26 protein-coding genes and 1 pseudogene are annotated in these 24,286 nt (G+C 68.3%); 7 read left to right on the top strand and 20 right to left on the bottom strand.

Annotation, left to right across the window (positions count from 1 at the left end; all coding sequences use genetic code 11):
• Nucleotides 1-14 precede the first annotated feature (14 nt).
• Genes leuB through leuC form a run of 6 tightly spaced genes read right to left on the bottom strand, consistent with a single transcriptional unit; the run spans nt 15 to nt 5,030 of the window.
• On the bottom strand, nt 15-1,067 hold the full coding sequence (gene leuB, locus AC1DQJ_RS17790; RefSeq protein WP_477605717.1) for a 3-isopropylmalate dehydrogenase: 1,053 nt from the start codon (nt 1,065-1,067) through the stop codon (nt 15-17).
• 28 nt (nt 1,068-1,095) lie between these two features.
• The gene (locus AC1DQJ_RS17785) at nt 1,096-1,398 is read right to left on the bottom strand and encodes a putative quinol monooxygenase (protein ID WP_477605715.1); all 303 of its coding nucleotides are present in this window, start codon (nt 1,396-1,398) and stop codon (nt 1,096-1,098) included.
• Entirely contained in the window at nt 1,395-2,006 is a 612-nt protein-coding gene (gene leuD, locus AC1DQJ_RS17780; protein ID WP_477605713.1) for a 3-isopropylmalate dehydratase small subunit, read from the bottom strand. Before leuD ends, AC1DQJ_RS17785 begins: the two co-directional genes overlap by 4 nt.
• Before the next feature lie 26 nt (nt 2,007-2,032).
• Nucleotides 2,033-2,890, bottom strand: a complete 858-nt coding sequence (locus AC1DQJ_RS17775; protein WP_477605711.1) for a VOC family protein — start codon at nt 2,888-2,890, stop codon at nt 2,033-2,035.
• Complete coding sequence (locus tag AC1DQJ_RS17770; RefSeq protein WP_477605709.1) at nt 2,887-3,609, bottom strand: hypothetical protein; 723 nt, start codon at nt 3,607-3,609, stop codon at nt 2,887-2,889. The genes AC1DQJ_RS17775 and AC1DQJ_RS17770 overlap by 4 nt, the downstream gene beginning before the upstream one ends.
• Complete coding sequence (leuC, locus tag AC1DQJ_RS17765) at nt 3,606-5,030, bottom strand: 3-isopropylmalate dehydratase large subunit (RefSeq protein ID WP_477605754.1); 1,425 nt, start codon at nt 5,028-5,030, stop codon at nt 3,606-3,608. The genes AC1DQJ_RS17770 and leuC overlap by 4 nt, the downstream gene beginning before the upstream one ends.
• An 85-nt stretch (nt 5,031-5,115) precedes the next feature.
• Between leuC and AC1DQJ_RS17760 the strand changes: the two genes are divergently transcribed.
• A complete protein-coding gene (locus AC1DQJ_RS17760) occupies nt 5,116-6,018 on the top strand; it encodes a LysR family transcriptional regulator (RefSeq protein WP_477605707.1) in 903 nt (300 codons plus the stop codon).
• Entirely contained in the window at nt 6,018-6,566 is a 549-nt protein-coding gene (locus tag AC1DQJ_RS17755) for a P-loop NTPase family protein (RefSeq protein ID WP_477605705.1), read from the top strand. The genes AC1DQJ_RS17760 and AC1DQJ_RS17755 overlap by 1 nt, the downstream gene beginning before the upstream one ends.
• Before the next feature lie 45 nt (nt 6,567-6,611).
• Here the strand turns inward: AC1DQJ_RS17755 and AC1DQJ_RS17750 are convergent, their stop codons facing one another.
• The 5 genes and pseudogenes from AC1DQJ_RS17750 to trmD all read right to left on the bottom strand — a co-directional run.
• Nucleotides 6,612-7,310 (bottom strand): SDR family NAD(P)-dependent oxidoreductase, encoded by a 699-nt coding sequence (locus tag AC1DQJ_RS17750; RefSeq protein WP_477605703.1) that lies wholly within the window; start codon nt 7,308-7,310, stop codon nt 6,612-6,614.
• Nucleotides 7,311-7,324: 14 nt separating this feature from the next.
• On the bottom strand, nt 7,325-7,894 hold the full coding sequence (locus AC1DQJ_RS17745; protein ID WP_477605701.1) for a 2-hydroxychromene-2-carboxylate isomerase: 570 nt from the start codon (nt 7,892-7,894) through the stop codon (nt 7,325-7,327).
• Between the two features lie 14 nt (nt 7,895-7,908).
• Nucleotides 7,909-8,394 carry a winged helix-turn-helix transcriptional regulator gene (locus tag AC1DQJ_RS17740; protein ID WP_477605699.1) on the bottom strand — a complete coding sequence of 162 codons (486 nt, stop codon included), beginning with the start codon at nt 8,392-8,394 and terminating at the stop codon, nt 7,909-7,911.
• 143 nt (nt 8,395-8,537) lie between these two features.
• The gene (gene rplS / locus AC1DQJ_RS17735; RefSeq protein WP_477605752.1) at nt 8,538-8,924 is read right to left on the bottom strand and encodes a 50S ribosomal protein L19; all 387 of its coding nucleotides are present in this window, start codon (nt 8,922-8,924) and stop codon (nt 8,538-8,540) included.
• Between the two features lie 3 nt (nt 8,925-8,927).
• Nucleotides 8,928-9,661: pseudogene (trmD, locus tag AC1DQJ_RS17730) on the bottom strand (tRNA (guanosine(37)-N1)-methyltransferase TrmD); the annotation flags it as partial.
• Between the two features lie 135 nt (nt 9,662-9,796).
• Here trmD and AC1DQJ_RS17725 point away from each other — a divergent pair.
• Together AC1DQJ_RS17725 and AC1DQJ_RS17720 are read left to right on the top strand one after the other, a co-directional pair.
• Nucleotides 9,797-10,657, top strand: coding sequence for an acyl-CoA thioesterase (locus tag AC1DQJ_RS17725; RefSeq protein WP_477605697.1), 861 nt, complete (start codon nt 9,797-9,799; stop codon nt 10,655-10,657).
• A gap of 74 nt (nt 10,658-10,731) precedes the next feature.
• Nucleotides 10,732-12,900 (top strand): tetratricopeptide repeat protein, encoded by a 2,169-nt coding sequence (locus AC1DQJ_RS17720; protein WP_477605695.1) that lies wholly within the window; start codon nt 10,732-10,734, stop codon nt 12,898-12,900.
• 12 nt (nt 12,901-12,912) lie between these two features.
• Here AC1DQJ_RS17720 and rimM read toward each other — a convergent pair whose 3' ends face one another.
• The 7 genes from rimM to AC1DQJ_RS17685 all read right to left on the bottom strand — a co-directional run bounded on the left by rimM (nt 12,913) and on the right by AC1DQJ_RS17685 (nt 20,053).
• On the bottom strand, nt 12,913-13,455 hold the full coding sequence (gene rimM, locus AC1DQJ_RS17715) for a ribosome maturation factor RimM (protein ID WP_477605693.1): 543 nt from the start codon (nt 13,453-13,455) through the stop codon (nt 12,913-12,915).
• Between the two features lie 56 nt (nt 13,456-13,511).
• A complete protein-coding gene (gene rpsP / locus AC1DQJ_RS17710) occupies nt 13,512-14,042 on the bottom strand; it encodes a 30S ribosomal protein S16 (protein ID WP_477605691.1) in 531 nt (176 codons plus the stop codon).
• A gap of 20 nt (nt 14,043-14,062) precedes the next feature.
• The gene (ffh, locus tag AC1DQJ_RS17705; RefSeq protein WP_477605689.1) at nt 14,063-15,589 is read right to left on the bottom strand and encodes a signal recognition particle protein; all 1,527 of its coding nucleotides are present in this window, start codon (nt 15,587-15,589) and stop codon (nt 14,063-14,065) included.
• Nucleotides 15,590-15,922: 333 nt separating this feature from the next.
• Entirely contained in the window at nt 15,923-16,714 is a 792-nt protein-coding gene (locus tag AC1DQJ_RS17700; RefSeq protein WP_477605687.1) for a glycine zipper 2TM domain-containing protein, read from the bottom strand.
• Nucleotides 16,715-16,906: 192 nt separating this feature from the next.
• A complete protein-coding gene (locus AC1DQJ_RS17695) occupies nt 16,907-19,027 on the bottom strand; it encodes a M3 family metallopeptidase (RefSeq protein WP_477605685.1) in 2,121 nt (706 codons plus the stop codon).
• A gap of 58 nt (nt 19,028-19,085) precedes the next feature.
• The gene (locus tag AC1DQJ_RS17690; protein WP_477605683.1) at nt 19,086-19,772 is read right to left on the bottom strand and encodes a TetR/AcrR family transcriptional regulator; all 687 of its coding nucleotides are present in this window, start codon (nt 19,770-19,772) and stop codon (nt 19,086-19,088) included.
• 14 nt (nt 19,773-19,786) lie between these two features.
• Nucleotides 19,787-20,053 (bottom strand): hypothetical protein, encoded by a 267-nt coding sequence (locus AC1DQJ_RS17685; RefSeq protein ID WP_477605681.1) that lies wholly within the window; start codon nt 20,051-20,053, stop codon nt 19,787-19,789.
• A 211-nt stretch (nt 20,054-20,264) separates the two neighbouring features.
• On the opposite strand from AC1DQJ_RS17685, the gene AC1DQJ_RS17680 reads away from it, so the two are divergent.
• Together AC1DQJ_RS17680 and AC1DQJ_RS17675 are read left to right on the top strand one after the other, a co-directional pair.
• Nucleotides 20,265-21,116, top strand: a complete 852-nt coding sequence (locus tag AC1DQJ_RS17680; protein WP_477605750.1) for a glutamate racemase — start codon at nt 20,265-20,267, stop codon at nt 21,114-21,116.
• Nucleotides 21,117-21,129: 13 nt separating this feature from the next.
• Nucleotides 21,130-21,654, top strand: a complete 525-nt coding sequence (locus tag AC1DQJ_RS17675; protein ID WP_477605679.1) for an SRPBCC family protein — start codon at nt 21,130-21,132, stop codon at nt 21,652-21,654.
• Between the two features lie 160 nt (nt 21,655-21,814).
• Here the strand turns inward: AC1DQJ_RS17675 and AC1DQJ_RS17670 are convergent, their stop codons facing one another.
• Both AC1DQJ_RS17670 and AC1DQJ_RS17665 read right to left on the bottom strand, forming a co-directional pair.
• Nucleotides 21,815-22,510, bottom strand: a complete 696-nt coding sequence (locus tag AC1DQJ_RS17670; RefSeq protein WP_477605677.1) for a pyridoxamine 5'-phosphate oxidase family protein — start codon at nt 22,508-22,510, stop codon at nt 21,815-21,817.
• Nucleotides 22,507-22,701 (bottom strand): hypothetical protein, encoded by a 195-nt coding sequence (locus AC1DQJ_RS17665; RefSeq protein WP_477605675.1) that lies wholly within the window; start codon nt 22,699-22,701, stop codon nt 22,507-22,509. Before AC1DQJ_RS17665 ends, AC1DQJ_RS17670 begins: the two co-directional genes overlap by 4 nt.
• Nucleotides 22,702-22,803: 102 nt before the next feature.
• Here AC1DQJ_RS17665 and pdxR point away from each other — a divergent pair, with 102 nt between their 5' ends.
• Nucleotides 22,804-24,255, top strand: a complete 1,452-nt coding sequence (pdxR, locus tag AC1DQJ_RS17660; protein WP_477605673.1) for a MocR-like pyridoxine biosynthesis transcription factor PdxR — start codon at nt 22,804-22,806, stop codon at nt 24,253-24,255.
• Nucleotides 24,256-24,286: the final 31 nt, after the last annotated feature.

Below are 24,286 nucleotides of genomic sequence, written 5' to 3'. Positions count from 1 at the left end.
TTCGCCCTTGAGCGCTAGAGCGCGGCGAGCACCGCGTCGCCCATTTCCACCGTGGTCAGGGCGCCGCCGAGGTCGCGGGTGCGGGCCCCGTCCTCCAGGGCGCGGACCACGCCGGCATAGAGCTTGTCGGCGGCTTCGGCGCGGCCCAGCGACCAGCGCAGGGCCATCTCCAATGACAGGATCGCCGCCAGCGGGTTGGCGAGGTTCTGCCCGGCGATGTCCGGAGCTGAGCCGTGAATCGGCTCGTAGAGGCCCGGCTTGCCTGCGGCGCCCAGGGCGGCCGACGGCAGCATGCCGAGCGACCCGGTCAGCTGGGCCGCGGCGTCCGAGAGAATGTCGCCGAACAGGTTGTCGGTGACCATCACGTCGAACTGCTTGGGATTCTTGACGATCTGCATCGCGGCGTTGTCGGCCAGGATGTGCTCGAGCTGGACGTCGCTGTACTCGCGCTTGTGCAGGTCGCTGACCACCTCGCGCCACAGCAGGCCGGAATCCATGACATTGGACTTCTCGGCCGAGTGGACTTTGTTCTTGCGGCCGCGGGCCAGTTCGAAGGCCACACGGGCGACGCGCTCGATCTCGGCGGTGGTGTAGACCTGGGTGTCGACTGCGCGCTTGCCGCCCTCCGGCAGTTCCTCGATGAAGCGCGGCGAGCCGAAATAGATACCGCCCGTCAGTTCGCGGACGATCATGAAGTCCAGGCCCTCGACCAGCTCGCGCTTGAGGCTGGAGGCGTCGGCCAGGGCGTTGAAGCAGAGTGCCGGGCGCAGGTTGGCGAACACTTCCATGCCGGCGCGCAGGTTCAACAGCCCGGCTTCCGGGCGCTTGTCGCGCGGCGCGCCGACCCATTTGGGACCGCCCACCGCGCCCATCAGCACCGCCTTGGCGGACTTGGCGGCGGCCAGGGTCTCATCGGTCAGCGGCAGGCCGTGCGCGTCATAGCTCGCGCCGCCGAACAGCCGCTCCTCGATCACCAGGTCGGGGACCAGCGCCTCGGCCACGCGGCGAGCCTGGGCGGTCACTTCGGGGCCGATGCCGTCGCCGGGAAGAAGGAGCAGGTCGGTCATGTGGGAACCCCCGTTGTGAGTCACGCGCCTAGAGTTGGCGTTCGGAGGCGACCTCGTAGGCGAAGAGGCGACGATCGGAAACCCCGAAGGCGGGCCAATGGCCACGCCATGCGGCCATATGCGGCGTCTGAAAGTGGGCGTCGAGCGCGGCCTGGTCGCGCCAGGCCTCGAACACGCGTATCAGGCCAGGATCGAGCACGTCCTGGGCGTAGCTGTACTCCAGGCAGCCGTCCTCGGCGCGGCTGGCGTCCAGCATGGCCTGCATGTGCGGACGGAAGGCGGCGAAGTTCTCCGGCGGGACCCGCACCGTGCCGGCGATAACGAGGCTCACGCCCGCTCCAGCCAGGGCCGGCTGATCGCCCGCTTGCCTTCATAGGTGTCGATCGAGCCGGCGGCTTGCAGGGTCTCGCCGATGGCGTCGAGGCCCTTGAGCATCTTTTCCTTGCGGTTCGCATCGATTTGGAACGCGAAGGTCTTGCCCGAAGGCGAGGTCACGGTCTGGGCTTCCAGATCGACGGTGACCATGTGGTTGCCGCCCTTGGCCTCTTCCATCAGGTCCTGAACCTGGTCAGCGCCGAGCACCACCGGCAGCAGGCCGTTCTGGAAGCAGTTGCTATAAAAGATGTCGGCGAAGCTCGTGGAGATCACGCAGCTGATCCCGAAGTCCATCAGCGCCCAGGGGGCGTGCTCGCGCGAGGAGCCGCAGCCGAAATTGTCGCCGGCGACCAGCACGCCCGCGCCCTTGTACTCCGGGCGGTTGAGAACGAAGTCGTTCTTTTCCTTGCCGTTTTCGTCGAAGCGGAAGTCGTAGAACAGTCCCCGCCCCAGGCCCTCGCGCTCCACGGTCTTGAGGAACTGCTTGGGGATGATCTGGTCGGTGTCGATGTTCGCCAGCGGCAGCGGGGCGATCTTGGCGTCGAGACGGGTAAAGGCTTGCATGGCTTGGTCTTTAGCAGAGGTGCAGATCAGGTCGAGGGGCGCTCGCCCTGGGAGATGACGAGGGCCGGGCCGGCCGCAACTCCGGAACGTACGGTGAAGACCCGGGTGCCGGGCTTTCGGCCGGTTTTCACGTCGGAAACGTCGAAACCTGCCGAAGCGATGCGGGAGTGCGCGGCGTCGATGTCGGCCACTTGCCAGGCAAGGCCTCCGAAGCGGTCGGGCGCGTCGGAAGCCTGCCGATCGAGCCCGCTGGCGAACTCGACGACGCTATCGGCGCAGCGGAAGAAGAGCTGCCGAACCCTCCAGTCGGGATTGGAGCGGTCGAGCCGCAGGTCGAGGCCGAGCTTGGCCCCGTAGATCCCCAAGGCCCGGTCCGGATTGGGCGTCTGGATGACCACGTGGTCGAGCTGGGAGATCGCTCCGGGGCCGGTCGGCTGCGACAGCGGCCAAGCGACGCCGTCGCGTGGCGGGGCGGCGAGCAGAATGTTGATCCCGCCGGTCGCAGCGGGGTCGAGCGAGGTCGTGGTCCAGTAGCGCTTGCGGCCGTCGTCGTGGGTCGAGCGCACTGGCCGCGGCGGCGGGGCGGGAAGGCCGCGGCGCGCCAGCAGGGCGGCGCTGGCCTCGATGTCGTCGACGGTGAAGGCCAGGGCCCAGATCCCCTCGCCATGGGCGTCGAGGTGGCGCGCGATCGTCTGACCGAACCCGCCCTCCCCATGCGGGGCGATCACATCGAGCGCCATGTTCGGCAGCTGGAACCAGGCGTGGCGCGCGCCGCCATCGCCGCCCAGCCAGTTCGGCTCGAGACCGAGGAAGCGGCGATAGCCGTCGACGGCGGCGTCCAGGTCGCGGACCGCGAGAGCGATATGGTCGAGGCCGGTGATCACGAGGTCGTCCAGTATCGGGGGGTTTCGTCCTCGACCTCGGTATCGTCGAACAGCAGCCGCACGGCGACTGCGATGAAGGCGGCGCTGTAGATGATCAGCAGGGCCATGCCGCCGCCGCTGGCCAGCATGCGCCAGCGGCGCTGTTCAGCCGGTTTCACCAGCGTCTTGCCGTTGGCGCTGAGGCCGATCAGCTTGCCGTTCAACATCTCGACCGCGACGGGCGCGCCAGGCTTGAGGCTGAGCAACGGGATCGGGCTGCCGCAGTTGCGCTCGATCGGGCACTCGAGGACCAGCGGGGCCGCGGTGCGGTCGAGGTCGATCCCGTAGCTTCGGCCGAAGGCGCCGACCTGGTCGATCGATTGAAGCTTGCCGGAAATGGGGCGGCTGGGCCCGAAATCACTCAGGAATCCGGAGGCTAGGAACCAGATGCCGCCAGCCAGGATGGGGGCGCAGAGGGCGACCATCGCCGCTTCCATCGGCTTGTCGTACTGCTCGCGATCATCGTAGGCGACCTGGTTCTGGCGAATCCGGAAGACGAAGGCCAGCAGGCTGACGATCGCGAAGTAGCAACCGATCAGCACCAGCGGGCCAACCTGGCCCGGACCGCGGCCAAAATCGCCGCCTTCGCCTGCGAAGGCCGCCGCGAAGCCGCCAAGACCAGCGCTCATGATGGGAAGCCCCCACCAGACCAGGAAGCTGGTGCGGGAGCTCATCATCACATGAATTCTCTGACGTCGGCGATGTGGCCGGCGATGGCTGCAGCCGCGGCCATGGCCGGGCTCATCAGGTGGGTGCGGCCGCCGCGGCCCTGACGGCCTTCGAAGTTGCGGTTCGAGGTCGAGGCGCAGCGCTCGCCAGGGGCGAGGCGGTCGGGGTTCATGCCCAAGCACATCGAGCAGCCCGGTTCGCGCCAGTCGAAGCCGGAGGCCTTGAAGATGGCGTCAAGGCCCTCTTCCTCGGCCTGGGCTTTCACGAGGCCCGAGCCTGGCACGACCATGGCGCGCACATGTGGGGCGACCAGCTTGCCGTTCAGGAAGGCGTGCTGAACGACCTTGGCCGCCTCGCGCAGATCCTCGATGCGGCTGTTGGTGCACGAGCCGATGAAGACCACGTCGATCTTGGCATCCTGGATCGGCTGGCCGGCGGTCAGGCCCATGTAATCGAGGGCGCGGACGGCCGAGGCGCGCTTGTCCGGCGTCGCAAAGCTCTGCGGATCGGGCGCCTTGTCGGTGACGGCGATAACGTCCTCGGGGCTGGTGCCCCAGGTGACCAGCGGGGCGATCTTAGCGGCGTCGAGGACGATCTCGCGATCGAAGACGGCGTCGTCGTCCGAATAGAGCGTGGTCCAGTAGTTCATGGCCATTTCCCAGGCCCCGCCCTTGGGGGCGGCCGGGCGGCCACGCATGTAGTCGAAGGTCGTCTGGTCGGGCGCCACCAGGCCGGCGCGGGCGCCGCCCTCGATGGTCAGGTTGCACAGGGTCATGCGGCCTTCCATCGACAGGCTGCGGATCGCCTCGCCTGCATATTCGAGGACGTAGCCGGTGCCGCCGGCGGTGCCGATCTCGCCGATGATCGCGAGGGCGATGTCCTTGGCGCCGACGCCGGGCGCCAGGACGCCGTCGACGGTGACGCGCATGTTCTTCGCCTTCTTCTGGCGAAGGGTCTGGGTGGCCAGCACGTGCTCGACCTCGGACGTGCCGATGCCGTGGGCCAGCGCCCCGAAGGCGCCGTGGGTCGAGGTATGACTGTCGCCGCAGACGATGGTCATACCCGGCTGGGTGCGGCCCTGCTCAGGGCCGACCACGTGAACGATGCCGTTGCGCACGTCGCCCATCGGGAAGAACTCGATCCCGTTGTCCTTGACGTTGCGCTCAAGGGTCTGGAGCTGCAGGCGCGCCTCTTCGTCGGCGACGGCGGCGACGCCCTTGGCCTGGCCCTCGGTGGGAATGTTGTGGTCGGCGACAGCCAAGGTGCGGTCGGGCCGACGGACCGGGCGATGGGCCGCGCGAAGGCCCGCAAACGCCTGCGGGGTGGTGACCTCGTGAATGAGGTGCAGGTCGATATAGAGGATCGACTCGCCGTCTTGTTCCTCAACGACGTGAGCGTCCCAAATCTTATCGTAAAGCGTCTTGCCAACCATGCGGCGCATCTAGGTCTCGCCGGGTCGCATTGTCCAGTATGCGCCCGTATTTGCCGAATTTTGCAGATCGGCTATTCATGAGTGTATGGCCAATGCCGATTGGGACCTGTTCCAAAGCCTGCACTCGGTGCTTCAGGCCGGCAGCCTGTCAGCGGCTGCCAAGTCGCGCGGTCTGACGCAACCGACCCTTGGCCGGCATATCGAGGCGCTGGAGCAGAAGCTCGGCGCGCCGCTGTTCCTGCGCTCGCCGCGCGGGCTGACCCCGACCGATCTCGCCCTCCAACTGCAGCCGCATCTGGCCGAGATGTTCGCGGCCGCCGCCGCGGCGATGCGCGACGCCTCCGGCGCGGGGGACCTTCTGAAAGGCGCCATCCGCATCACCGCCAGCCAGATCATGGGCGCCGAAGTGCTGCCGCCGATCCTTGGCAGCTTCCGCCGCGAGCATCCCGAGATCGACATCGAACTGGTGCTGTCGAACAAGACCGAGGACCTGTCGCGCCGCGACGCCGACATCGCCGTGCGAATGGTGCGCCCCACCCAGGGCGCGCTGGTGGCCCGCAAGGTCGGGACCGTGGGCGTCGGCTTCTACGCTTCGAGCGACTACATCGCGACGTTTGGCGCGCCCCAGACCCTGCAAGAGTTGGACGACCACACCGCTGTCGGTTTCGATCGCGAAACGCCTTCGCTGGAGGCGCTGGCTGATCTCGATCTTCCGTGGGAGGTGACTCGCGACCGGTTCTCGTTCCGCTCGGACAACGACCTGGCGCAGATCGCCGCGATCCGCGCCGGCGTTGGGGTCGGAGCCTGCCAGCATCAGATCGCCCGGCGTCACGGCCTGACGCCGGTGCTGGCCAACGCCTTCGGCTTCGAGCTGGAGGTGTGGATCGCCATGCACGAGAACCTCAAGGGCAACCGCCGCATGCGGCTGATGTTCGACCACCTGGTGGCCGGGTTCCAAGCCTTCATCGCCGAGGGGCGGCAAGCCTGATGCGCGTCCATATCGTGGGAGCTTCCTCGTCGGGGACGACGACCCTTGGCGCGGCCTTGGCGCAGCGTCTGGGCGGCGCCCACCTGGACACCGACTCCTTCTTCTGGGAGGCGACCGACCCGCCGTTCACCACCAAGCGTCCAGAGGCCGAACGCATCGCGCTGATGGAGGCGCAGATGGACGGGCGCGACGCCTGGGTGATTTCCGGCTCGCTGATGGGCTGGGGCGACGGTTTCATTCCGCGCTTCGACCTGGCGGTGTTCCTGCATGTCCCGCAGGAGATCCGCATCGCCCGGCTGCTGGAGCGGGAGCGTGCGCGCTACGGCGGCGCCATCGAACCGGGCGGGGCGATGCACGCCCAACACCTGGAATTCCTCGAATGGGCGCGGAGCTACGAAATCCCCGGATTCCCTGGGCGCAGCCTGGAGCGTCACCTGACCTGGCTGGCCCAGTTGCCCTGCCCGGTGATCAGGATCGCCGGGACGCCGAAGCCCGAGGAGAGCCTGGCCTGCGTGCTGCACGCGCTGGCTGAGGCGTCCGGCTCCTAGCCCGGGGCGAACCGGCGGCGTATGGGCCGGTCGCAAGCAGCCGCCTCACCAGGTCTCGCGGAACGGGCGGATCTCGCTCAGGAACGACCAGGCGCTCTTGGGTTGATGAGCCAGGTGGAAGACCTCGCCGGCGATGTCGTTCGGGGCGATGAAGAAGTCGTCCGCGGCGTCCTTGAAGCGCTCGCGGGTCCAGGCCACGTCGATCACCGCGTCGATCACCAGATAGGCCACGTGGACGCCCTTAGGGCCGACCTCGCGGGCGATGGCTTCGGCCAGGATGCGCTGGGCCGCCTTGGTCGGGGCGAAGCCGGCGAAGTTGGCCTTGCCGCGCAGGGCCGAGGTGTTGCCGGTGACGATCAGCGATCCGCCGCCGGCCTCGATCATCTTCGGCGTCAGAGTGCGGGCCAGGTGGTAGAGCGCCATGACGTTGGTCTGGAAGTTCTGCTCCAGCACAGCCGGGTCGATGTCGAGAAAATTGCCGAAGGCGCCGCCGACGGCGTTGTGCACCACGACCTTGGGCGCGCCGAAGCGGATGACAAGGTCCTCGATCGCGGCGTTCAGGGCGTCGGCGTTGGAAACGTCGACCGGCACGGCGACGGCGTCGTCGACCTCCTGGGCGAGCGCGGCCAGCCGATCGAAGTCCCGGGCCAGCATGGCGACGCGGTAGCCGGCCTCAGCGAAGCGGCGGACGATCGAGGATCCGGTCCCCGGACCGACCCCGGTGACGATGGCGAGCGGTTTCATGGTGCGTTCCTTGATCAGGCCGCGAGGGCGCGGCGGAGGAAGTCGAGACGGTCATTGCCGAAGAACAGCAGGCCGCCCTCGGTGACGAAGCTGGGGGCGCCGAACACGCCCTGTTCGACGGCGAGGGCCGTGTTGGCCTCCAGTTCGGCTGCGCGTTCGGGCGCGTCGATCAACTCGGGCGTGACACCGAGGTCGGCGAGCAGGACGGCTAGGTCCTGGCTGGTCGCCAGCGGCGCGTCGCCGGCCCACATGGCGCGGAACAGGCGGTGGGCCGCTTCCTCGCCGTGGCCGAGGCTGGCGGCGGCCAGCGCCGCGTGCAGCAGCCGCGGCCCCTCTATGCTGCTCATCGCCGGGTTCGGACTGAGCGGCGCGCCGTAGAGCGCGGCCCAGCGGCCGAGGTCGGCGCGGGCATAGGTCTGCTTGGGCTTGCAGATGATGGTGGTCGGAACGTTGCCGACCCGCTTCATCAGTTCGAGCACGTCGACCGGCTTGTAGGCGAACTCCCCGGACAAGCCCGTAAGCTGGGTGCTGGCCAGATAGCTGTAGGGGCTGCGGAAATCGAAGAAGAAGGTGGTGCGGGTCATGGCGGGGCCTGCTTTCAGGATTGGCCGAGGCGGCGGCGGACTTGGGCGTCGGCGGCGGGGCCGGGGCGCAGAGCGGCGCGGCGCGGCGGGACCGGCTGACCGGTTTGCGCATCGACCAGGGCCAGCATCAGAGGATGGCCGCTCTCAGAATCGACCAGCTCGACAGTCGGCGCGCCCAGGCCGCTGACGTTCCAGCGGTCGCCCCATTCGCGCAGGGCGGTGGTGACCTTCCACAGGTCGCGGCCCTTGTCGGTCAGCCGGTATTCGTAGCGGGGCGGGTTGTCCTGATAGGGCGCGCGCTCGACCAGGCCGGTGGCCTCCAGGTGTTTGAGCCGCGTCGACAGGGTGGTGGTGGGCATGCCGGTGGCGGCCTGCAGGTCGTCATAGCGGGTCAGGCCCATGGCCAGGTCGCGCAGCAGCAGGATCGCCCAGCGATCGCCGATCGCCTCCAGCGCCCCGGCGACGGAACAGGTCATGCCTGCAAAGGATTTGGCGCGCACCGGCGGGCTCCCATGTAACTCTCATGATAAGAGTTAGTGGGCGCGGGGCTGAGCGCAAGGGGAGGAGTGCGTGTTTTGAGGCGGAAACGAAAACGGCGGCCGTGTCGCCACGGCCGCCGTCGGAATTCTCGGAAACTCGAAGCTTAGGCTTCGGTGGTTTCGGTCGTGCGGATGGTCTGACGCTCGGCGATCCGGGCCGACTTACCGCGACGGTCACGCAGGTAGTAGAGCTTGGCGCGACGGACGACGCCGCGACGCTTCACTTCGATGGAGTCGATGTTCGGGGAGTGCAGCGGGAACACGCGTTCCACGCCTTCGCCGAACGAGATCTTCCGGACGGTGAAGCTCTCGTTGATGCCGCCGCCCTGACGGCCGATGCAGACGCCTTCGTAGGCCTGCACGCGTTCACGATCGCCTTCCTTGATCTTCACGTTCACGCGCAGGGTGTCGCCGGCTTGGAAGTCCGGGATCGAGCGGGTGGCGAGAAGGCGGTCGGCTTCTTCTTTTTCGAGCTGTTGGATGATGTTCATGTCAGTCGTCCTTGTCCTACTGGGCTTTACTCGCCCTTTGCCTGTTGATTGGCGAGATGCTGCGCCCAGAGGTCCGGACGTCGCTCCCGCGTGGCCGCTTCACGCTGGCTCCGCCGCCACTTGCCGATGTCGGCGTGGTGGCCGCTGAGCAGCACGGGCGGTATCTCAAGCCCCTCGAATTCCCGCGGTCTGGTGTACTGCGGGTGCTCCAGGAGCCCGTCCTCGAAACTCTCTTCACTCAAGCTCTCCGCCTGGCCGAGGACGCCGGGCACGAGCCTTACGCACGCTTCGATCGCCACCAGGGACGCCGCCTCGCCACCGGCGAGAACCGCGTCTCCGACGCTGATCTCCTCGAACCCCCGGGCATCGAGCACCCGCTGGTCCACCCCTTCGAACCGTCCGGCCAGGACGATCAGTCCCGGACCCTGGGCCCATTCACTCACGCGCGCCTGGGTCAGGGGCCGACCCCGTGCGCTCATGTACAAAAGCGGCCGTCCCCGCCGCTCCACGCTGTCCAGCGCGGCTGCGATGACGTCCGCTCGCATCACCTGTCCCGGACCGCCACCCGCAGGGGTGTCGTCGAGGAAGCCGCGCTTATCCTTGGAAAATGCGCGAATGTCCACTGTTTCCAATGTCCAAAGGCCGTGCTCGCGCCAGGCCGTGCCGATCAGCGAGACGCCGAGCGGGCCGGGATAGGCCTCGGGAAACATGGTCAGGACGGTGGCGTCGAAGGACATGGCGGCGCTTTTGGACCAAACGCCGCAGGTTTTCCACCATCTGCGACCCGCCGCGACCACCGCGCGCGGCTTGTCCGAACGCAGCTATCGGCTTAATCCAGTCGCTTTCGCACTTGCAGCATTTTTAGAGACCCCATGGAAACGCCCGAAATCCTCACCGAGTCCCTGGCCCTCGAGCGCATCGAGGTGAACCTGTTCCGCGGGGTTTCGCCGGAAGACGGTCCGGGCCGCATCTTCGGCGGCCAGGTGATCGCCCAGTCGCTGCTGGCCGCCTACGAGACGGTCGAGGACCGCGTCTGTCACTCTCTGCACTGCTACTTCATCCGCCCCGGCGACCCGCGGATCCCGATCCTGTTCGAGGTCGATCGCTCGCGTGACGGCGGCACCTTCACCACCCGCCGGGTGGTCGCCGTGCAGAACGGCAAGCAGATCTTCAACCTGGCCGCCTCGTTCCAGGTCGCCGAGGACGGCTTCGAGCACCAGGCGCCGATGCCGGAAGTTGCCGGCCCCGAGGCCTACGCCGCCGAAGCCGACGCCCAGAAGGCCAAGGTGCTGGAAGGCGCGAGCGAGGAAATGCGGCGGATGATGAACCGGCCGCGCCCGATCGAGATGCTGGGCCGCGACAACTACGGCTTTGGCCGCAAGCCCAAGCCAGGCGAGCCCAAGAGCGACACCTGGATCCGGGCCGTGGCGCCGATCGGCGACGAGCAGCGGATGCATCAGGTGATCCTGGCCTACGCCTCGGACATGAACCTGCTGTCGACCGCCATGCGCCCGCACGGCGTCGCCTGGCAGACGCCCGGCCTGCAGTCGGCGAGCCTCGACCACGCCATGTGGTTCCACAAGCCGTCGAACTTCAACGAATGGCACCTCTATTCGCAGGACAGCCCCAGCGCCTCGGGCGGCCGCGGCTTCGTGCGCGGCTCGATCTACGACAAGTCCGGCAACCTGGTGGCTTCGGTCGCGCAGGAAGGCCTGATGCGCCTGCGCAAGTAATTCGAAGAGGCGGCAGGCCCTGGCTTGCCGCCTTTGCTTTTTGACTGTTACGCTCGCCGCTTCCTCAAGGGGGCGTGCGAGTGTTCGGACAGTTCCTCAGTGAGTTGAAGCGTCGAAACGTCATCCGTGTGGCCGCGGTCTACACGGTGACCGCCTGGGCTATTTTCCAGGTCGCCAAGACGATCTTCGAGACCCTCAGCTTTCCCAAATGGACCTCGCCGCTGGTGCTGATCATCCTGGCGTTGGGCCTGCCCATCGCCATGATCATCGCCTGGGCGTTCGAGCGTGCGCCGGACGGCGCGATCACCCGCACCCAGGCGCCGGAGGGCGAGGCGCCCAAGAGCGGCGTCACCCGGCTGGACGTGCTGCTGCTGGGCGGCGTGGGCCTGGTGCTGGGGGTGACCGCGGCGCAGATGAGCGGTGCGTTCCGGGGCGGGCCGCTGCGGCTCCTGGGCGGCGGGCCGCCCGAGAAGTCGGTGGCGGTGCTGCCCTTCGCCAGCTTCAACCCCGGCGCCGACGCGGAGTTCTTCGCCGACGGCCTGACCGAGGAGGTGATCAACAGCCTGGCGCAGTCACCGGAGCTGAAGGTCGCGGGCCGAACCTCCAGCTTCTACTTCAAGGGCAAGAACGAGGACCTTCGCGAGGTCGGCAAGAAACTGGGCGTGGCCAACGTGGTCGAGGGCAGCGTCCGTCGCGAGGGCGAACGCCTGCGGGTCACCTGTCAGCTCATCGCCTGCAAGGATGGCTTCCACCTGTGGTCGGAGACCTATGACCGGGCCATGGTCGACGCCCTGGCCCTGCAGACCGAGATCGGCGAGGCGGTGGCCGAAGCGATGAAGGTCGAGCTGGCCCTGGGCGATCGCACACCGCAGCCCGCTGAGCGGGACCCAGCCGCTTACGCCCTGGCCCTGACGTCGAAGGCGCAACTGCGCAAACAGGATCCGGAATCGCTGAAGGCGGCGCGGGCCGGCTTCGAGAAGCTGATGGAGCTGGAACCGCGCAACGCCGCGGCCTTCGCCGGCTACGCCCAGGCGACCATGGTGCTGGCCCAGCAGGGGCTGGGGATGGACATCGGAGAGGCCGGGCGGGTGGCGCAGGGCGCCATCGATCGTGCGGTGCAGCTCGATCCCAAGTCGCCGGATGTCTGGTTGGCCAAGGCGATGATCGCCCGGGTGCTGAGCATCCGGGTCGGCGGGCCGCAGTATGAGAAGGCCTTCGACGAGGCCATCGCCCAGACCTTGAAGCTGGCGCCCAACAAGCCAGAGGCCCTGAGCACCCAGGCCGCGCGGCTGAACGACCTCAACAAGTCGGATCAGGCGGTGATCTATGGGCGCAAGGCGCTGGCTCTCGATCCGTTGAACCGTTCGACGATCATGACCCTCGGCAAGGCCCTGATGAGGGTGGGCAAGCTGGACGAAGCCCAGGCCCAGTTCCATTCAGCCACCACGCTCTATCCGGACTACGAGCAGGCCAAGTTCGAATTGGCGATGGTGCTGGCGGAAAAGGGACGGTTCGACCTGGCCGAGCCCTGGCTGAAGGCGATCGCCGACGGCAGCGACCCGTTCATGTCGTTCCAGACCTCGTGGGTCTACATGAACCTGGGCCTGCGCGACGACGCCGATGCGGTCTCCCGCGCGATCAAGGAATCACCCGGCAAGGAGCTTGGCGAGGCCGGCATCCTGGCCAACCATGGCGATTGGGACGGCATGCTGGCGTACGGCAAGGCCATGGCCGCCAAGGATGACGAGCCGTTCTGGCCCACGGTGATCTTCCAGGCCTCGGTGATGGTCGGCAAGTATGCCGAGGCGATCGCGGCGCTGAAGGGCCTGCGTCCCGACATCTTCTCGCCGGAGCCGGCGGTAACCACCCTGGACCTGGCCATGCCCGCGGTCGCTGCCCACGCGCTCAACAAGGCCGGCGACCGCCCCCAGGCCAGGCGTGTGCTCGATGCGATCCTGAAAGTCACCGCGCCGACACCCAGCCAACGCTCGCCCAACGACCATCTGATCGCCCGCGCGAAAGTGTTTGCCGAGCTGGGCAAGCCGGCCGAGGCGATCGCCCAGCTGGAAATCGCCTACCAGGGTGGCTGGCGGGCAGGGTTTCTCTGGGACGAGAGCCTCTGGATCGAGCAGCAGCCCAATCTGGCCGTGCTTCGCGACGAGCCGGCGCTGAAGGCGCTGATGGCTAGGGTGCGCGCCGAGCTGAGCCGACAGCGCGACGCGGTGCTGGCGGCGCGGGGCTGAGTCCGAGAGAGATCAGGGCTCCTCGCGACCCTCATTGGGATCGGCTTCGATCACCGCCGGCGGGGCGGCGATCAGCTTTCCTTCGGCGATCCGCACTTCCGGGACCGCCTCGCGGGTGAAGGGCAGCCACCAGCTGGCGCCGGCCTTGGGCTGAATTTCCAGAAGGTCGCCGGCTCCGAAGTCCTGGACCGCCTTGACCGTGCCCAGCAGCTCGCCGGCGGCGGTCTCGACGCGCAGCCCGATGAGGTCGGCGAGATAGAACTCGTCTTCCTCCGGCTCGGGCAGGCTGTCGCGAAGAATGTAGAGCTTGAGGCCGCGCAGGGCCTCGGCTGCGTTGCGGTCGTCCGCGCCCCTGAGGCGGGCGACGATCCCGCCCTTGGTCGGCCGGGCCGACGCGATGATCGGCGCGGGGGAGCCATCCTGCCGCAGCAGGGTCTTGTAGCCGGCCAGGGCCATCGGATCGGCGGTGAAGGTGGTGATCTTCACCTCGCCTCGAACCCCGTGAGCCGCGCCGACCTGGGCGACGAAAATCAAGTTGCGCGTCTCGTCGCCCATGTCGGTCGAACCAGAACCGCTCCCCCCGGCGCAGGCCGGAGAGAGCGGACGTGGTCTTAGCCTTCGGTCTTGTCGGCGTCGGCCTCGGCGGCCGGGGCTTCTTCAGCAGCCGGAGCAGCTTCTTCGGCGGCGGGGGCCTCTTCAGCGGCAGGAGCTTCAGCAGCGGGAGCTTCGGCAGCCGGGGCTTCTTCGGCGACGGGTTCCGGTTCCGGAGCCGGCTGAGCAGCGGCTTCAGCGGCCGCGGCGGCGCGGTCGGCTTCGCGCTGAGCGCGCTCTTCAGCGCGTTCCTTGGCCTTCTGGCCCGGCTCGGCCTTCTTCGGGTTGTTGCCGGCTTCCCACTTCACCAGGCCTTCGTTGGCCAGGAAACGAGCGACGCGGTCGGTCGGCTGGGCGCCCTTCTGGAGCCACGCCTGGATGGACTCGACCTTCAGCGTCACGCGCTGCGGGTCGTCCTTCTTGAGCATCGGGTTGTAGGCGCCGACCTTCTCGATGAAGCGGCCGTCGCGCGGCGAGTGCGAGTCGGCGACGACGATGTTGTAGTAGGGGCGCTTCTTGGCGCCGCCACGGGCGAGACGAATCTTGAGCATGGGTTAGTCCTTTGTAGGCTCTAGGATTTTTTGAAGGGGTTGAAGCCCGGCGGCAGGCCGCCGAGGCCGGGAAGCTTCGGGGCGCCGGAGCCGAGGCCGGGCAATCCGCCCCCCTGGCTGGCCAGCTTGCCGAGTTCTTCCAGTTGCTTGGGATCGGGCGCGGGCATCTTGCCGCCGCCCAGGGCCTTGAGACGGTCCATGCCGCCGCCGCCCATCATGCCGGCCATGCGGGCGAAGCCCTTGCCGCCGTCGCGGCTCATCATCTTGAAGGCGTCGGCCATCTGACGATGCTGCTTCAGCAGGCGGTTGATCTCGGCCACATCGACCCCGGCGCCGGCCGCGATGCGGCGCTTGCGCGAGGCCTGCAGAATGTCGGGCTTCTTGCGCTCGGCCTTGGTCATCGAGGTAATGATCGCCATCTGGCGGTCGATCATCTTGTCGGAGACATTGGCTTCCGAGAGCTGCTTCTTGACCTTCTGGACGCCCGGCAGCAGGCCCATCAGGCCTTCCATGCCGCCCATCCGCTTCATCTGGCCGAACTGCTCGGCCATCATGTCGAGGTCGAACTGGCCCTTGGCCAGCTTTTTGGCCATCGCCTCGGTCTTGGCGATGTCCAGGTCCTGGGCGGCCTTCTCGACCAGCGCCACGACGTCGCCCTGGCCCAGGATGCGGCCGGCCACGCGGCGGGCGTCGAAGGCGTCGAGGCCCTCGATCTTCTCCGAGACGCCAAGGAACTTGATCGGCAGGCCGGTGACGGCCCGCATCGACAGCGCCGCGCCGCCGCGGCCGTCGCCGTCCGCTCGGGTCAGGACCAGGCCGGTCAGCGGCAGGCGCTCATGGAACGCCTTGGCGGTGCGCACCGCGTCCTGGCCGGTCAGGCTGTCGGCGACCAGCAAGGTTTCGGCCGGGCTAGAGATCTTCGCGATCTCAGCCGCCTCGGCCATCATCGCCTCGTCGATGGTGGTGCGGCCGGCGGTGTCGAGGATGAGGACGTCGTAGCCCTGCAGCTTGGCCGCGGACATGGCCCGGCGAGCGATATCGGGCGCCGACTGGCCGGCGACGATCGGCAGGCTCTCGACGCCGGCCTGGGTCGCCAGCAGCGCCAGCTGCTCCATGGCGGCCGGGCGGCGGGTGTCGAGCGAGGCCAGCAGGACCTTCTTGCGGTCCTTGACCAGCTTGAGGGCCAGCTTGCCGGCGGTGGTGGTCTTACCCGAGCCCTGCAGGCCGGCCATCAGGATCACGGTCGGCGGGTTGAGCGCGAGGTTCAGCCCCTCGGCCTCGTCGCCGCCCAGCATCTCGACTAGGCCGTCATAGGTGATCTTCACCACCTGGTCGGCGGGGCGGATCGAGCGGATCACCTCTTCGCCGGCGGCCCGTTCCTTGGCCTTGGCGATGAACTCGCGCACGACCGGCAGGGCGACGTCGGCCTCAAGCAGGGCGACCCGCACCTCGCGCAGGGCTTCGTCGATGTCCTTTTCGGAGAGCACGCCCCGCCCGGACAGGCGGTCGAAGACTCCCGATAGCCGATCTGTAAGTGCGTCGAACAAGTTCAACTCCTATGGCCCAAACGCAACCAGCCCCCGTGGACGATCACGTCGACGGGGGTCCTCGCCGCCCTCGTCCCATATGGTGATGGGGGTCGTGGCGGTGGAGGGCGCTGGAAAGTTGGCGCCGGAAGGGCGCGCTTATGCGCCTGTGGACGGATTAGGTCAAGGATTTGAAGGCGGGGGCGGTCTGGCGAGCCCCAGATGCTCCCCTACTGGGGGAGCCGTCAGCCGACGGCTGACTGAGGGGGACTTTGACTCCAGTGAGCTGCGGTCCCCCTCCGTCTCGATGCCGGGCATCGATCCACCTCCCCCAGTAGCGGAGGATCTAAGCGACTAGCTCTGCACCACCCACTGGCCGTCGGCGCCTTTGCAGGCGGTGTAGCGGTCGGTCTGCGGGGCGCCGTTCTGGGTGCGGATGGTCTGGTCGAAGGTGCGGCAGACGGAGTTGCCGGCGTATTGGCCGCTGGAGGCCGCGCGGACGACGGAGTCGGAGACATAGCCGATCGCCTTGCCGTCACGGCCGGCCAGCAGCCACCGGGTGCCGCTGACGCGGGCCAGGGCGTCGAAGCTCTGGCCGGCGTTCAGGCGGCCGACGATCTGGCCCGAAGTGGACGGCGTGCCGCGGATGTTGGCGGTCTTGGGGGCGATGTAGCGGCCGGAGACCGCCTGGAAGGAGCCGGCCGGCTCGACGCCGCTGGCGAAGCGTAGGCCGCCGAGCGACACCGGCTGGCCGCCGCCGCCATTGGTGGTCGAGACCACCCGGACGTCGCCCGAGGCGCCGGTCTCCGGGTTGGACCAGGATTGCGCGCCGCCGCGGTCGAGGGCGTACTGGGTGGCGGCCTGGGCCTTGGCCTGGTCGCTGCGCTGCATCCGGCAGCCGATGTAGGAGCCAGTGGCCGCGCCGGCTGCGGCGCCCAGCACCGTGCCCAGGGTGCGCTCGTTCTTGGCGAGGTTGCTGCCGATCACGCCGCCGACCAGGCCGCCGATGACGGCGCCGCCGGCCTGCTTACTGCCGCCGGCGTCGCAACCGAAGATCGATGAGAGCGGGCTGCCTTGGGCGCTCGCTGTGGCAGGGAGGGCCAGGCTGGCGGCCAGGAGGGCGGCGGTGACGGTAGCGGAGCGCATGGACGGGATTCCTGGCACGGGTTCGCGGCGCCCCGGACGGGGAGCCAAACAAGCTGTGCCGGAAGAATGCGCCCCTTCGCGGCGGGTTCCAAACGGCCCGCCGCCGACGCCAATGACCAATTGTCTCGGCGTCCTAGGGTGTCATCCCGGTCTCCGGCCGGAAAGCCGAAACCGGGATGACGCCATGGGACCTCACGCGGTCGGGAAGCCCTTGTCGCGGAGGTAGGCTTTCACGTCGACGTCGCGGCCCATCAGGGTGTGGTAGGCGATCGCCGGATCTATGGAATTGCCGACCGCCATGACGTTGTCGTGCAGCTTCTTGGCCATGGCCTTGTCGTACATGCCGCCGGGCGAGTGCTCGAAGGCGTCGACGACGTCGAGGGCCAGGGTCTCCGACCAGAGATAGCTGTAGTAGCCGGCCGAATAGCCGTCCGACGAGAAGACGTGGCCGAACTGCGGGGTGCGGTGGCGCATGACCAGTTCGCTCGGCATGCCGAGCTTGGTCAGCTCGTCGCGCTCGAAGGCGTCGGGGTCGATGTCGGCGCCGCCGGCCAGGTGCAGCTTCATGTCGATCAGGGCCGAGGACAGGTACTCGGTGACGTCGAAGCCCTGACGGAAGGTCTTGGCCTTCTCAAGCTTGTCGACCAGGGCCTGAGGGATCGGGGCGCCGGTCTTGTGGTGCAGGGCGTACTTGGCCAGCACTTCCTTGGTCGGCAGCCAGTGCTCGTTGATCTGGCTGGGGAACTCGACGTAGTCGCGCGGCACGGCGGTGCCGGCCAGCGAGGGATAGTTCACGTTGGAGTTCAGGCCGTGGATGGCGTGGCCGAACTCGTGGAACATGGTCTCGGCGTCGTCCCAGGAGATCAGCACCGGTTCCCCGGGCGCGCCCTTCACGAAGTTGGAGTTGTTCGAGACGATCGTGGTGATCGGCCCCGCGAACTTTTCCTGGGTGCGATAGGCGTTCATCCAGGCGCCCGAGCGCTTGCCCGTGCGGGCGTAGGGGTCGAAGTACCACAGGCCCACATGCTGGCCGCCGCGCTTCACTTCCCAGACGCGGATGTCGGGATGGGCGACCGGCACGTCGGTGACCGGCGTGAACTCGAAGCCGTAGACCTGGCCGGCGGCCCAGAACATGCCCTCGCGCAGCTTCTCCAGCTGCATGTACGGCTTCACCTGGTTCATATCGAGGTCGTAGCGCGCGGCGCGGACTTTCTCGGCGTAGAAGCGGTAGTCCCAGGGCTCGATCTTGATGCCCGTCCGTTCCTTATCGGCGATCGCCTGCATCTCGGCGACCTCTTCCTTGACCCGGGCGATGGCCGAGGGCCACACGCGGGTCATAAGCTCCATGGCCGCGTCCGGCGTCTTGGCCATGGCGTTCTCAAGCCGCCAGTGGGCGTGGGTCGGATAGCCGAGCAGCTGCGCGCGCTCGTAGCGCAGCTTCAGGATCTTCTTGATGTTGGCGTTGTTGTCCTTGGCGTCGCCGTTATCGCAGCGGCTGTAGTAGGTGCGCCAGACCTTCTCGCGCAGGTCGCGGCGGGTCGAATAGGTCAGGAAGGGATCCATCGACGAGCGGGTGTTGAGGATCGCCCACTGGCCCTTCTGGCCGCGCTCCTCGGCGGCGGCGGCCGCGGCGGCGCGGACGTCGTCGGGCAGGCCGGCCAACTCGCTCTCGGTGCGCAGATAGAGGACGTAGTCGGTCTCGTCGGCCAACAGGTTCTGGCTGAAGCTGGTGAAGAGGGCGGCCAGTTCCTGGTTGATCTGGGCGACGCGCTTCTTGGCCTCAGGCGACAGCTTGGCGCCGGCGCGGACGAAGCGGTTCCAGTAGAGCCAGGTCAGGCGTTGCTGCTCCGGCGTCTGCTTGGCGCGGTCGTTGTAGACCGCCTCGATCCGCTTGAAGAGCTTCTCGTTCTGCAGGGTTTCGTCGCTGTGCGCGGACAGCTTCGGGTTCAGGATCTTTTCCTGGGCGCGCAACTCGGGCGTCGAAAGGGTGGAGGACCAGACGCCGCCGATCGTGCCGACCCGGTTCATCAGGTCGCCGGAGCGTTCGAGCGCGGCGATGGTGTTGTCGAAATCGGGCGGCGAGGGGTTGTTCGCGATCGCGTCGATCTCCGCGCGCTCGGTCTTCATGGCCAGGTCGAAGGCGGCCGGGAAGTCGGCGACCTTGACCTTGTCGAAAGCGGGGACCCCGCCGAAGGGGCCGGTCCAGGCCGCGGTGACCGCGCTGGCTGAGGCGGCTTGCGCAAAGGCTGCGGCTGGCAGAGCAGAAGCAGCGGCAAGCGCGCCGGAAGCGGCGAGGAACGTGCGCCTTTTCATGAGGTCTCCAGGAAACTTGATCAAGGTTCGCGGACCTTAAGGTCAAGTTTTCCTGACGTCACATGACGGGCTTGTAATGTGACGTCAGGCCGCTGCGGCGGCTCTGACGGATCTCTTCGGCGAGGCGTTGGGCCTCGCGGCTGATCTGATCGGCCCGTTCAGGCGATATGCCGAGAGCGTACAGCACCGCCGCCACCACCTGCACCGGATGGTCAGCCTCGCAAGGGCCCAGCAGGATGTCGCGCTGGAGCATGCGCACCGTGCCGAACACCAGGGTGCGGACGCTGGGAATGTCCATCTGCCGGAACTCGCCGAGGGCGACGCCTTCCAGATACATCTTGTCGAGGTTGGTCTCGAGATCGGGCGTCCGCTGCAGGCGCGAACTGTCCAGACGCAACATCACCCAGCCCCAGGCCGGGTCGTGCAGCACCGAGGCCACGTAGCTGTGCAGGCGCGTCGCCAGGCGCTCGGCGGGCGGCATGCTTGGGGGCAGCACCGCATCGAGCACCCCGGCCACGTCGAGGGTAATTTTCAGCCGGACCGCGCGGAGCAGGTCCTCCGCAGTCGGGAAGTAGTTGTAGAAGGTCCCGCGCGAGACGTCGGCGGCGGCCACGAAGTCCTCGATCGAGCAGGCGTCGGGTCCCTTGTCGCCGATTACGGCGATGGCCGCCTCGAGCAGGCGCTCACGCGTCTGCGCCTTGCGCTGCTCTGCGGCGGCGGCCCGGGCCTCAAGATTGACCCGCATGGGACGACGGGAAGTCAGGCGGCCTCAGGCAGGTACTGACGCACCGCATTGGCGGCGGCGACGGACAGCGGGTCGCTCTGGCGCTCTAGGATGTCGATCTCGTGCTCCAGCGCCGCGGTGATCTCGCGGTGGGCCAGGGGCGACAGTTCGAGCAGGGCGCGGGTGGCCGCACGCGACAGGGCGAGCGCGGTGGCCAGGTCGACGTCGACGCCGATCTGCCAGGTGGAATTCGGGATGACCTCGGAATGGAGGGAGTCGGAGGCGCGGGCGGGGAGAGCCATGGCTTTGAAAAATCTCGGTGTTTGGCGTCGTCGCGACACAAAAAGACGGGCGGCCCCGCGACTGGACCGTCCGCAAAAGAGAAATACGCAACCACAAAGCAACGCTTGAACTGACAAATATGTCAGCCTGACAATGGTGTCAATTTGAAATGTCGAGGTTCGCCGAACCGGGCGCATGGACGCCAAACGCGGCTGCGGTTACATCCTGGGCATGGCCATTGGCGTCTTCGATTCCGGCGTGGGCGGGCTCTCCGTGCATCGCGCCCTCGTGCAGCGGCTGCCGGCCGCCGACTTCATCTATCTGGCCGATCAGGCCAATGCGCCGTACGGCGGGCGGAGCGGCGAGGAGATCGTCGAGCTGACCAAGGCCGGCTGCGTGCGGTTGTTCGAGATGGGCTGCGACCTGGTGGTCCTGGCCTGCAACACCGCCTCGGCCATCGCCCTGCGACGGCTGCAGCAGACCTGGCTTCCCGGCTATCGCAAGGCGTTGGGCCGCCCGGTCAACGTGCTGGGCATCATCGTCCCGACCATCGAGGCGGCCACCGGCCTGCCCTGGGAGCACGAGGCCGAGCGCCGCGGCGACAAGGTCGAGAAGCTCGACATCCTGGCGGTGTTCTGCACACCGGCGACGGCGACCTCGCGGGTCTACGAGATCGAGATCGACAAGCGCCGCCAGGACGTGGCGGTGTTCGCCGAGCCCTGCCCGGAACTGGCCCGCATGATCGAGGACGGCGCCGGGGCGGTGGAGCTGGCCACGGCGGTCGAGGCCCATGTCGCGGCGGTGACATCGCGGGTCGGCCGCGCGCCGGACCGGGCGATCCTCGGCTGCACCCACTATGAGATCATCGCCGACATCTTCCGCGCGGCGCTGAAGCCTGGCACGCCGCTGATCCATCAGCCGCTGGCCACTGCCGACGCCCTGGAAGGCTATCTCGCCAAGCACCCCGACTACCGCACCGGCGAGGGCGGGACGCGGCGCTTCCTGACCACCGGCCGGCCCGGGGCGCAGAACATGCTGATTGAGACTTTCTGGGGAGGCCCGCTAAGCTTCGAAAAGGCTTAGGGAGGCTAAGACCATGAAAGTGCTGAATATCGCCGCCGCAGCGAGCCTGCTGGCGGGCGCGGCGAATGCCGAAGTCACCGACCAGGGACCGGCCGGATTTCAGGTCCGGCAGGTGGTGGAGATCGCCGCGCCGCCGGCCAAGACGCGCGAAGCCCTGGGCCAGATCGGCCGCTGGTGGAGCAGCCAGCACACCTATTCGGGCGACGCCGCCAACCTCAGCATCGATGCGACCGGCTGCTTCTGCGAGAAGCTGAAGGACGGCCAGGTTCGGCACATGACCGTGGTCTATTCCGACGCTTCGACCCTGCGGATGTTCGGCGGGTTGGGGCCGCTGGCCACCACCGGGGCCTCGGGCCACATGGGCCTCCAGATCGAGAAGGTCGCCGACCCGAACAAGAGCCGGCTGACCCTCACCTACGATGTCGGCGGCTATGCCAAGGACGGCCTGGCGCAGACCTGGGCCAAGCCGGTGGACCTCATGCTGGGCGAGCAGGTCGGCCGGCTCAAGGCCTATGTCGAGACTGGCAAGCCGAACTAGCGCCCAGGCGCGGTCGGCAGTGCGGCGCGCGATCGCGCCGATAACCCCCGGATTTGCCGATGGCCTATCGGCAACCCCCTGAGAGGGCGGTCCTGGGCTGCCGATAGCGGGGGCAGCGGCAGGTTTTCTGCCGGAAACCGCAGGAACCCGCCGATATCGCCTAGCCCCTCGCCGCCGCCGTCAGCACGTCGTCGAGCCGCGCACCGGGTTCGTAGCTCGTCAGGCTTCTGGACGGCGGCGCGCCGGCGCTCTGCACCGCATCGGCCATGGGCGCGCCGATGCGGGTGGTGATCGGAATGACGCCGCTCCACGCGTCCCAACCCTCGTCCGCCTCCATACGGCCGACCCCGGCGTCGCGGCGCTTGGCGCTGGCCTCCTCGATGGTCATCTCCATCAGCGCCACCTGGGCGATCTCCTGATCCGAGGCCGGCCGCAGTTCGGCCGAGCGGTCCGGGTAGAGGCGGTCGATGAAGGCGCTCATCGCCGCGCGGCGCGCCTCCAGACCCTCGATCATCCGGGCGCGGCCGAAGGCCATCACCGAGCGGTAGTTCATCGAGTGGGCGATGCCGGAGCGCGCCAGCACCAGCCCGTCCACATGGCTGACGGTCAGGCAGACGGGCAGGCCGCCGGCCTGGGTCCGGAGCATCCGGCTGGCCGCCGAGCCGTGCCAATAGAGCTTGCGTCCCTCGCGCCAGTAGGTGGTCGGGGTGACGAACGGCTGGCCGTCGATGACGTAGGCGAGGTGGCAGAGCACCCCGGCGTCGAGGATCTCGAACACCTCGGCCTCGTCATGGCTGGCGCGGTCGGGCTTGCGCCGGACCCGCGAGCGGGCGGAGGGGACGAAGGACTCGCTCATGGCTTGGGCTCCAGGCGCGCGACCTCGACGGGCGCGGGCGGGTTGACGACCAGGGTCTCGATCAGCACCTGCACAGGGGCGGGGACTGGAATGGTAGGGGCCGCGAGCACCACGCCGGCTCCGGCGCAGGCATAGGCGGCGGCCTTGGCGGCCAGGCCGCGAACGCGGCGCGAGAGGCTGGAGCTGGACATGGCGGGGGACTCCTTTCGGGGCCCTGACTACCGCGTATCCGGACTGTCATTGCGGTCCAATATCGGCTAATTGGTCAGACCACTTCCGAAGAGAGTGGTCTGATGAGTTGGGCTGAAGTCTATCCCTGGCGCAGTCCGGAGGCTGGCGAGCCGGTGATCCGCCAGATCTACGACCAGGTGCGCGCGGCGATCATGCAGGCGGCGCTGAAGCCGGGCGAACGCCTGCCGTCGAGCCGGGACTTCGCCGGTCGGCTGGGCGTGGCGCGGGCCTCGGTGGTGGCCGCCTATGACATGCTGCTGGCCGAGGGCTATGCGATCGGGCGGCCGGGATCGGGCACCTATGTCTCCAGCGACCTCTCCGGCGTGGCCGAGCTGAAGCCCGCGCCCGAGGTCGCGCCGGCCGACCCGCCGCTGGTGCCGCCCCGCGCCCGCGATCTCGACGAGATGATCTTCCCCTCGCCCCAGGCCGATCCGCGTCTGTTCAGCACCGGCCGCACCCTGCTCGACGCCCGGGCGCAGGACGCCTGGTCGCGCTCAACGCGGCGTTCGCTGCGGACCCTGGACGCCGTGCACTTCGGCTATTCCGATCCGCGCGGCGACATCGAGCTGCGCCGGGCGATCGCCGATTATCTGTGCGCGGCCCGCGGGGTGGTCTGCGAGGCCGACCAGGTGATCGTCACCGCCGGCGCCCAGCATGCGGTGGACATCGCCGCGCGGGTGCTGCTGCGGCCGGGCGACAAGGTCTGGATGGAGGACCCGGGCTACCCCGCCACCCGCCATGCCCTGATGGCGGCCGAGGCCGATATCTTCCACGCGCCGGTGGACCGCCTGGGGCTGATCGTTTCGGCGGGCGTCGAGGCGGCCGGCGATGCGCGGGTGGTGTTCGTCACCCCCTCGCACCAATACCCGCTGGGGGTCACGCTCTCGATGGGCCGGCGCATGGAGCTGCTGGCCTGGGCGCGGGAGGCAGGCGCCTGGATCGTCGAGGACGACTACGCCTCGGAGTTCCGCTATTCGGGCCCGCCGCTGGAGTCGCTCCAGGGCCTCGATGGCGGCGAGCGGGTGATCTATGTCGGCACCCTCAACAAGGCGCTCTTCCCGGGCCTGCGCATGGGCTACGCGGTGGTCCCCAGGCCGCTGATGGGCGCCTTCGCCAACGCCCGCCAACTGATGGATCGCCAGCCGCCGACCCTGACCCAGGCCATTGTGCTGGACTTCATGCGCGAAGGTCAGTTCGCCGCCCACATTCGCCGCAGGCGCATCGCCTACAAGGCCCAGCGCGACGCCCTGGCCAGCGCCCTGACCGCCGAGCTCGGACACCTGCTGGAAGTCGACGTCCCCGACCAGGGCATGACCCTTATCGCCTATCTGAAGGGCGGGCGATCGGACCTGGAGGCGGAGGCCGCCGCTGACGCCGGCGGGGTCACCGTGCGGGCCATCAGCCGGCTCTATCGCCAGGCGCCGCCGCGGTCTGGCCTGATGCTCGGCTTCTCCGGATTCCCCGCCCGGCTGATGGCGGGCGGGGCGGCGCGGCTGGCCAAGGCGCTCGCCTAGCCGTTCATCCTGGGCTTAGGGTGGTGAAAAC

The sequence above is a fragment of the Phenylobacterium sp. P4_E10 genome, assembly GCF_056401675.1.
Note: the sequence above shows the minus strand (reverse complement) of the source record. Positions and strands in the feature narration are given on the sequence as shown.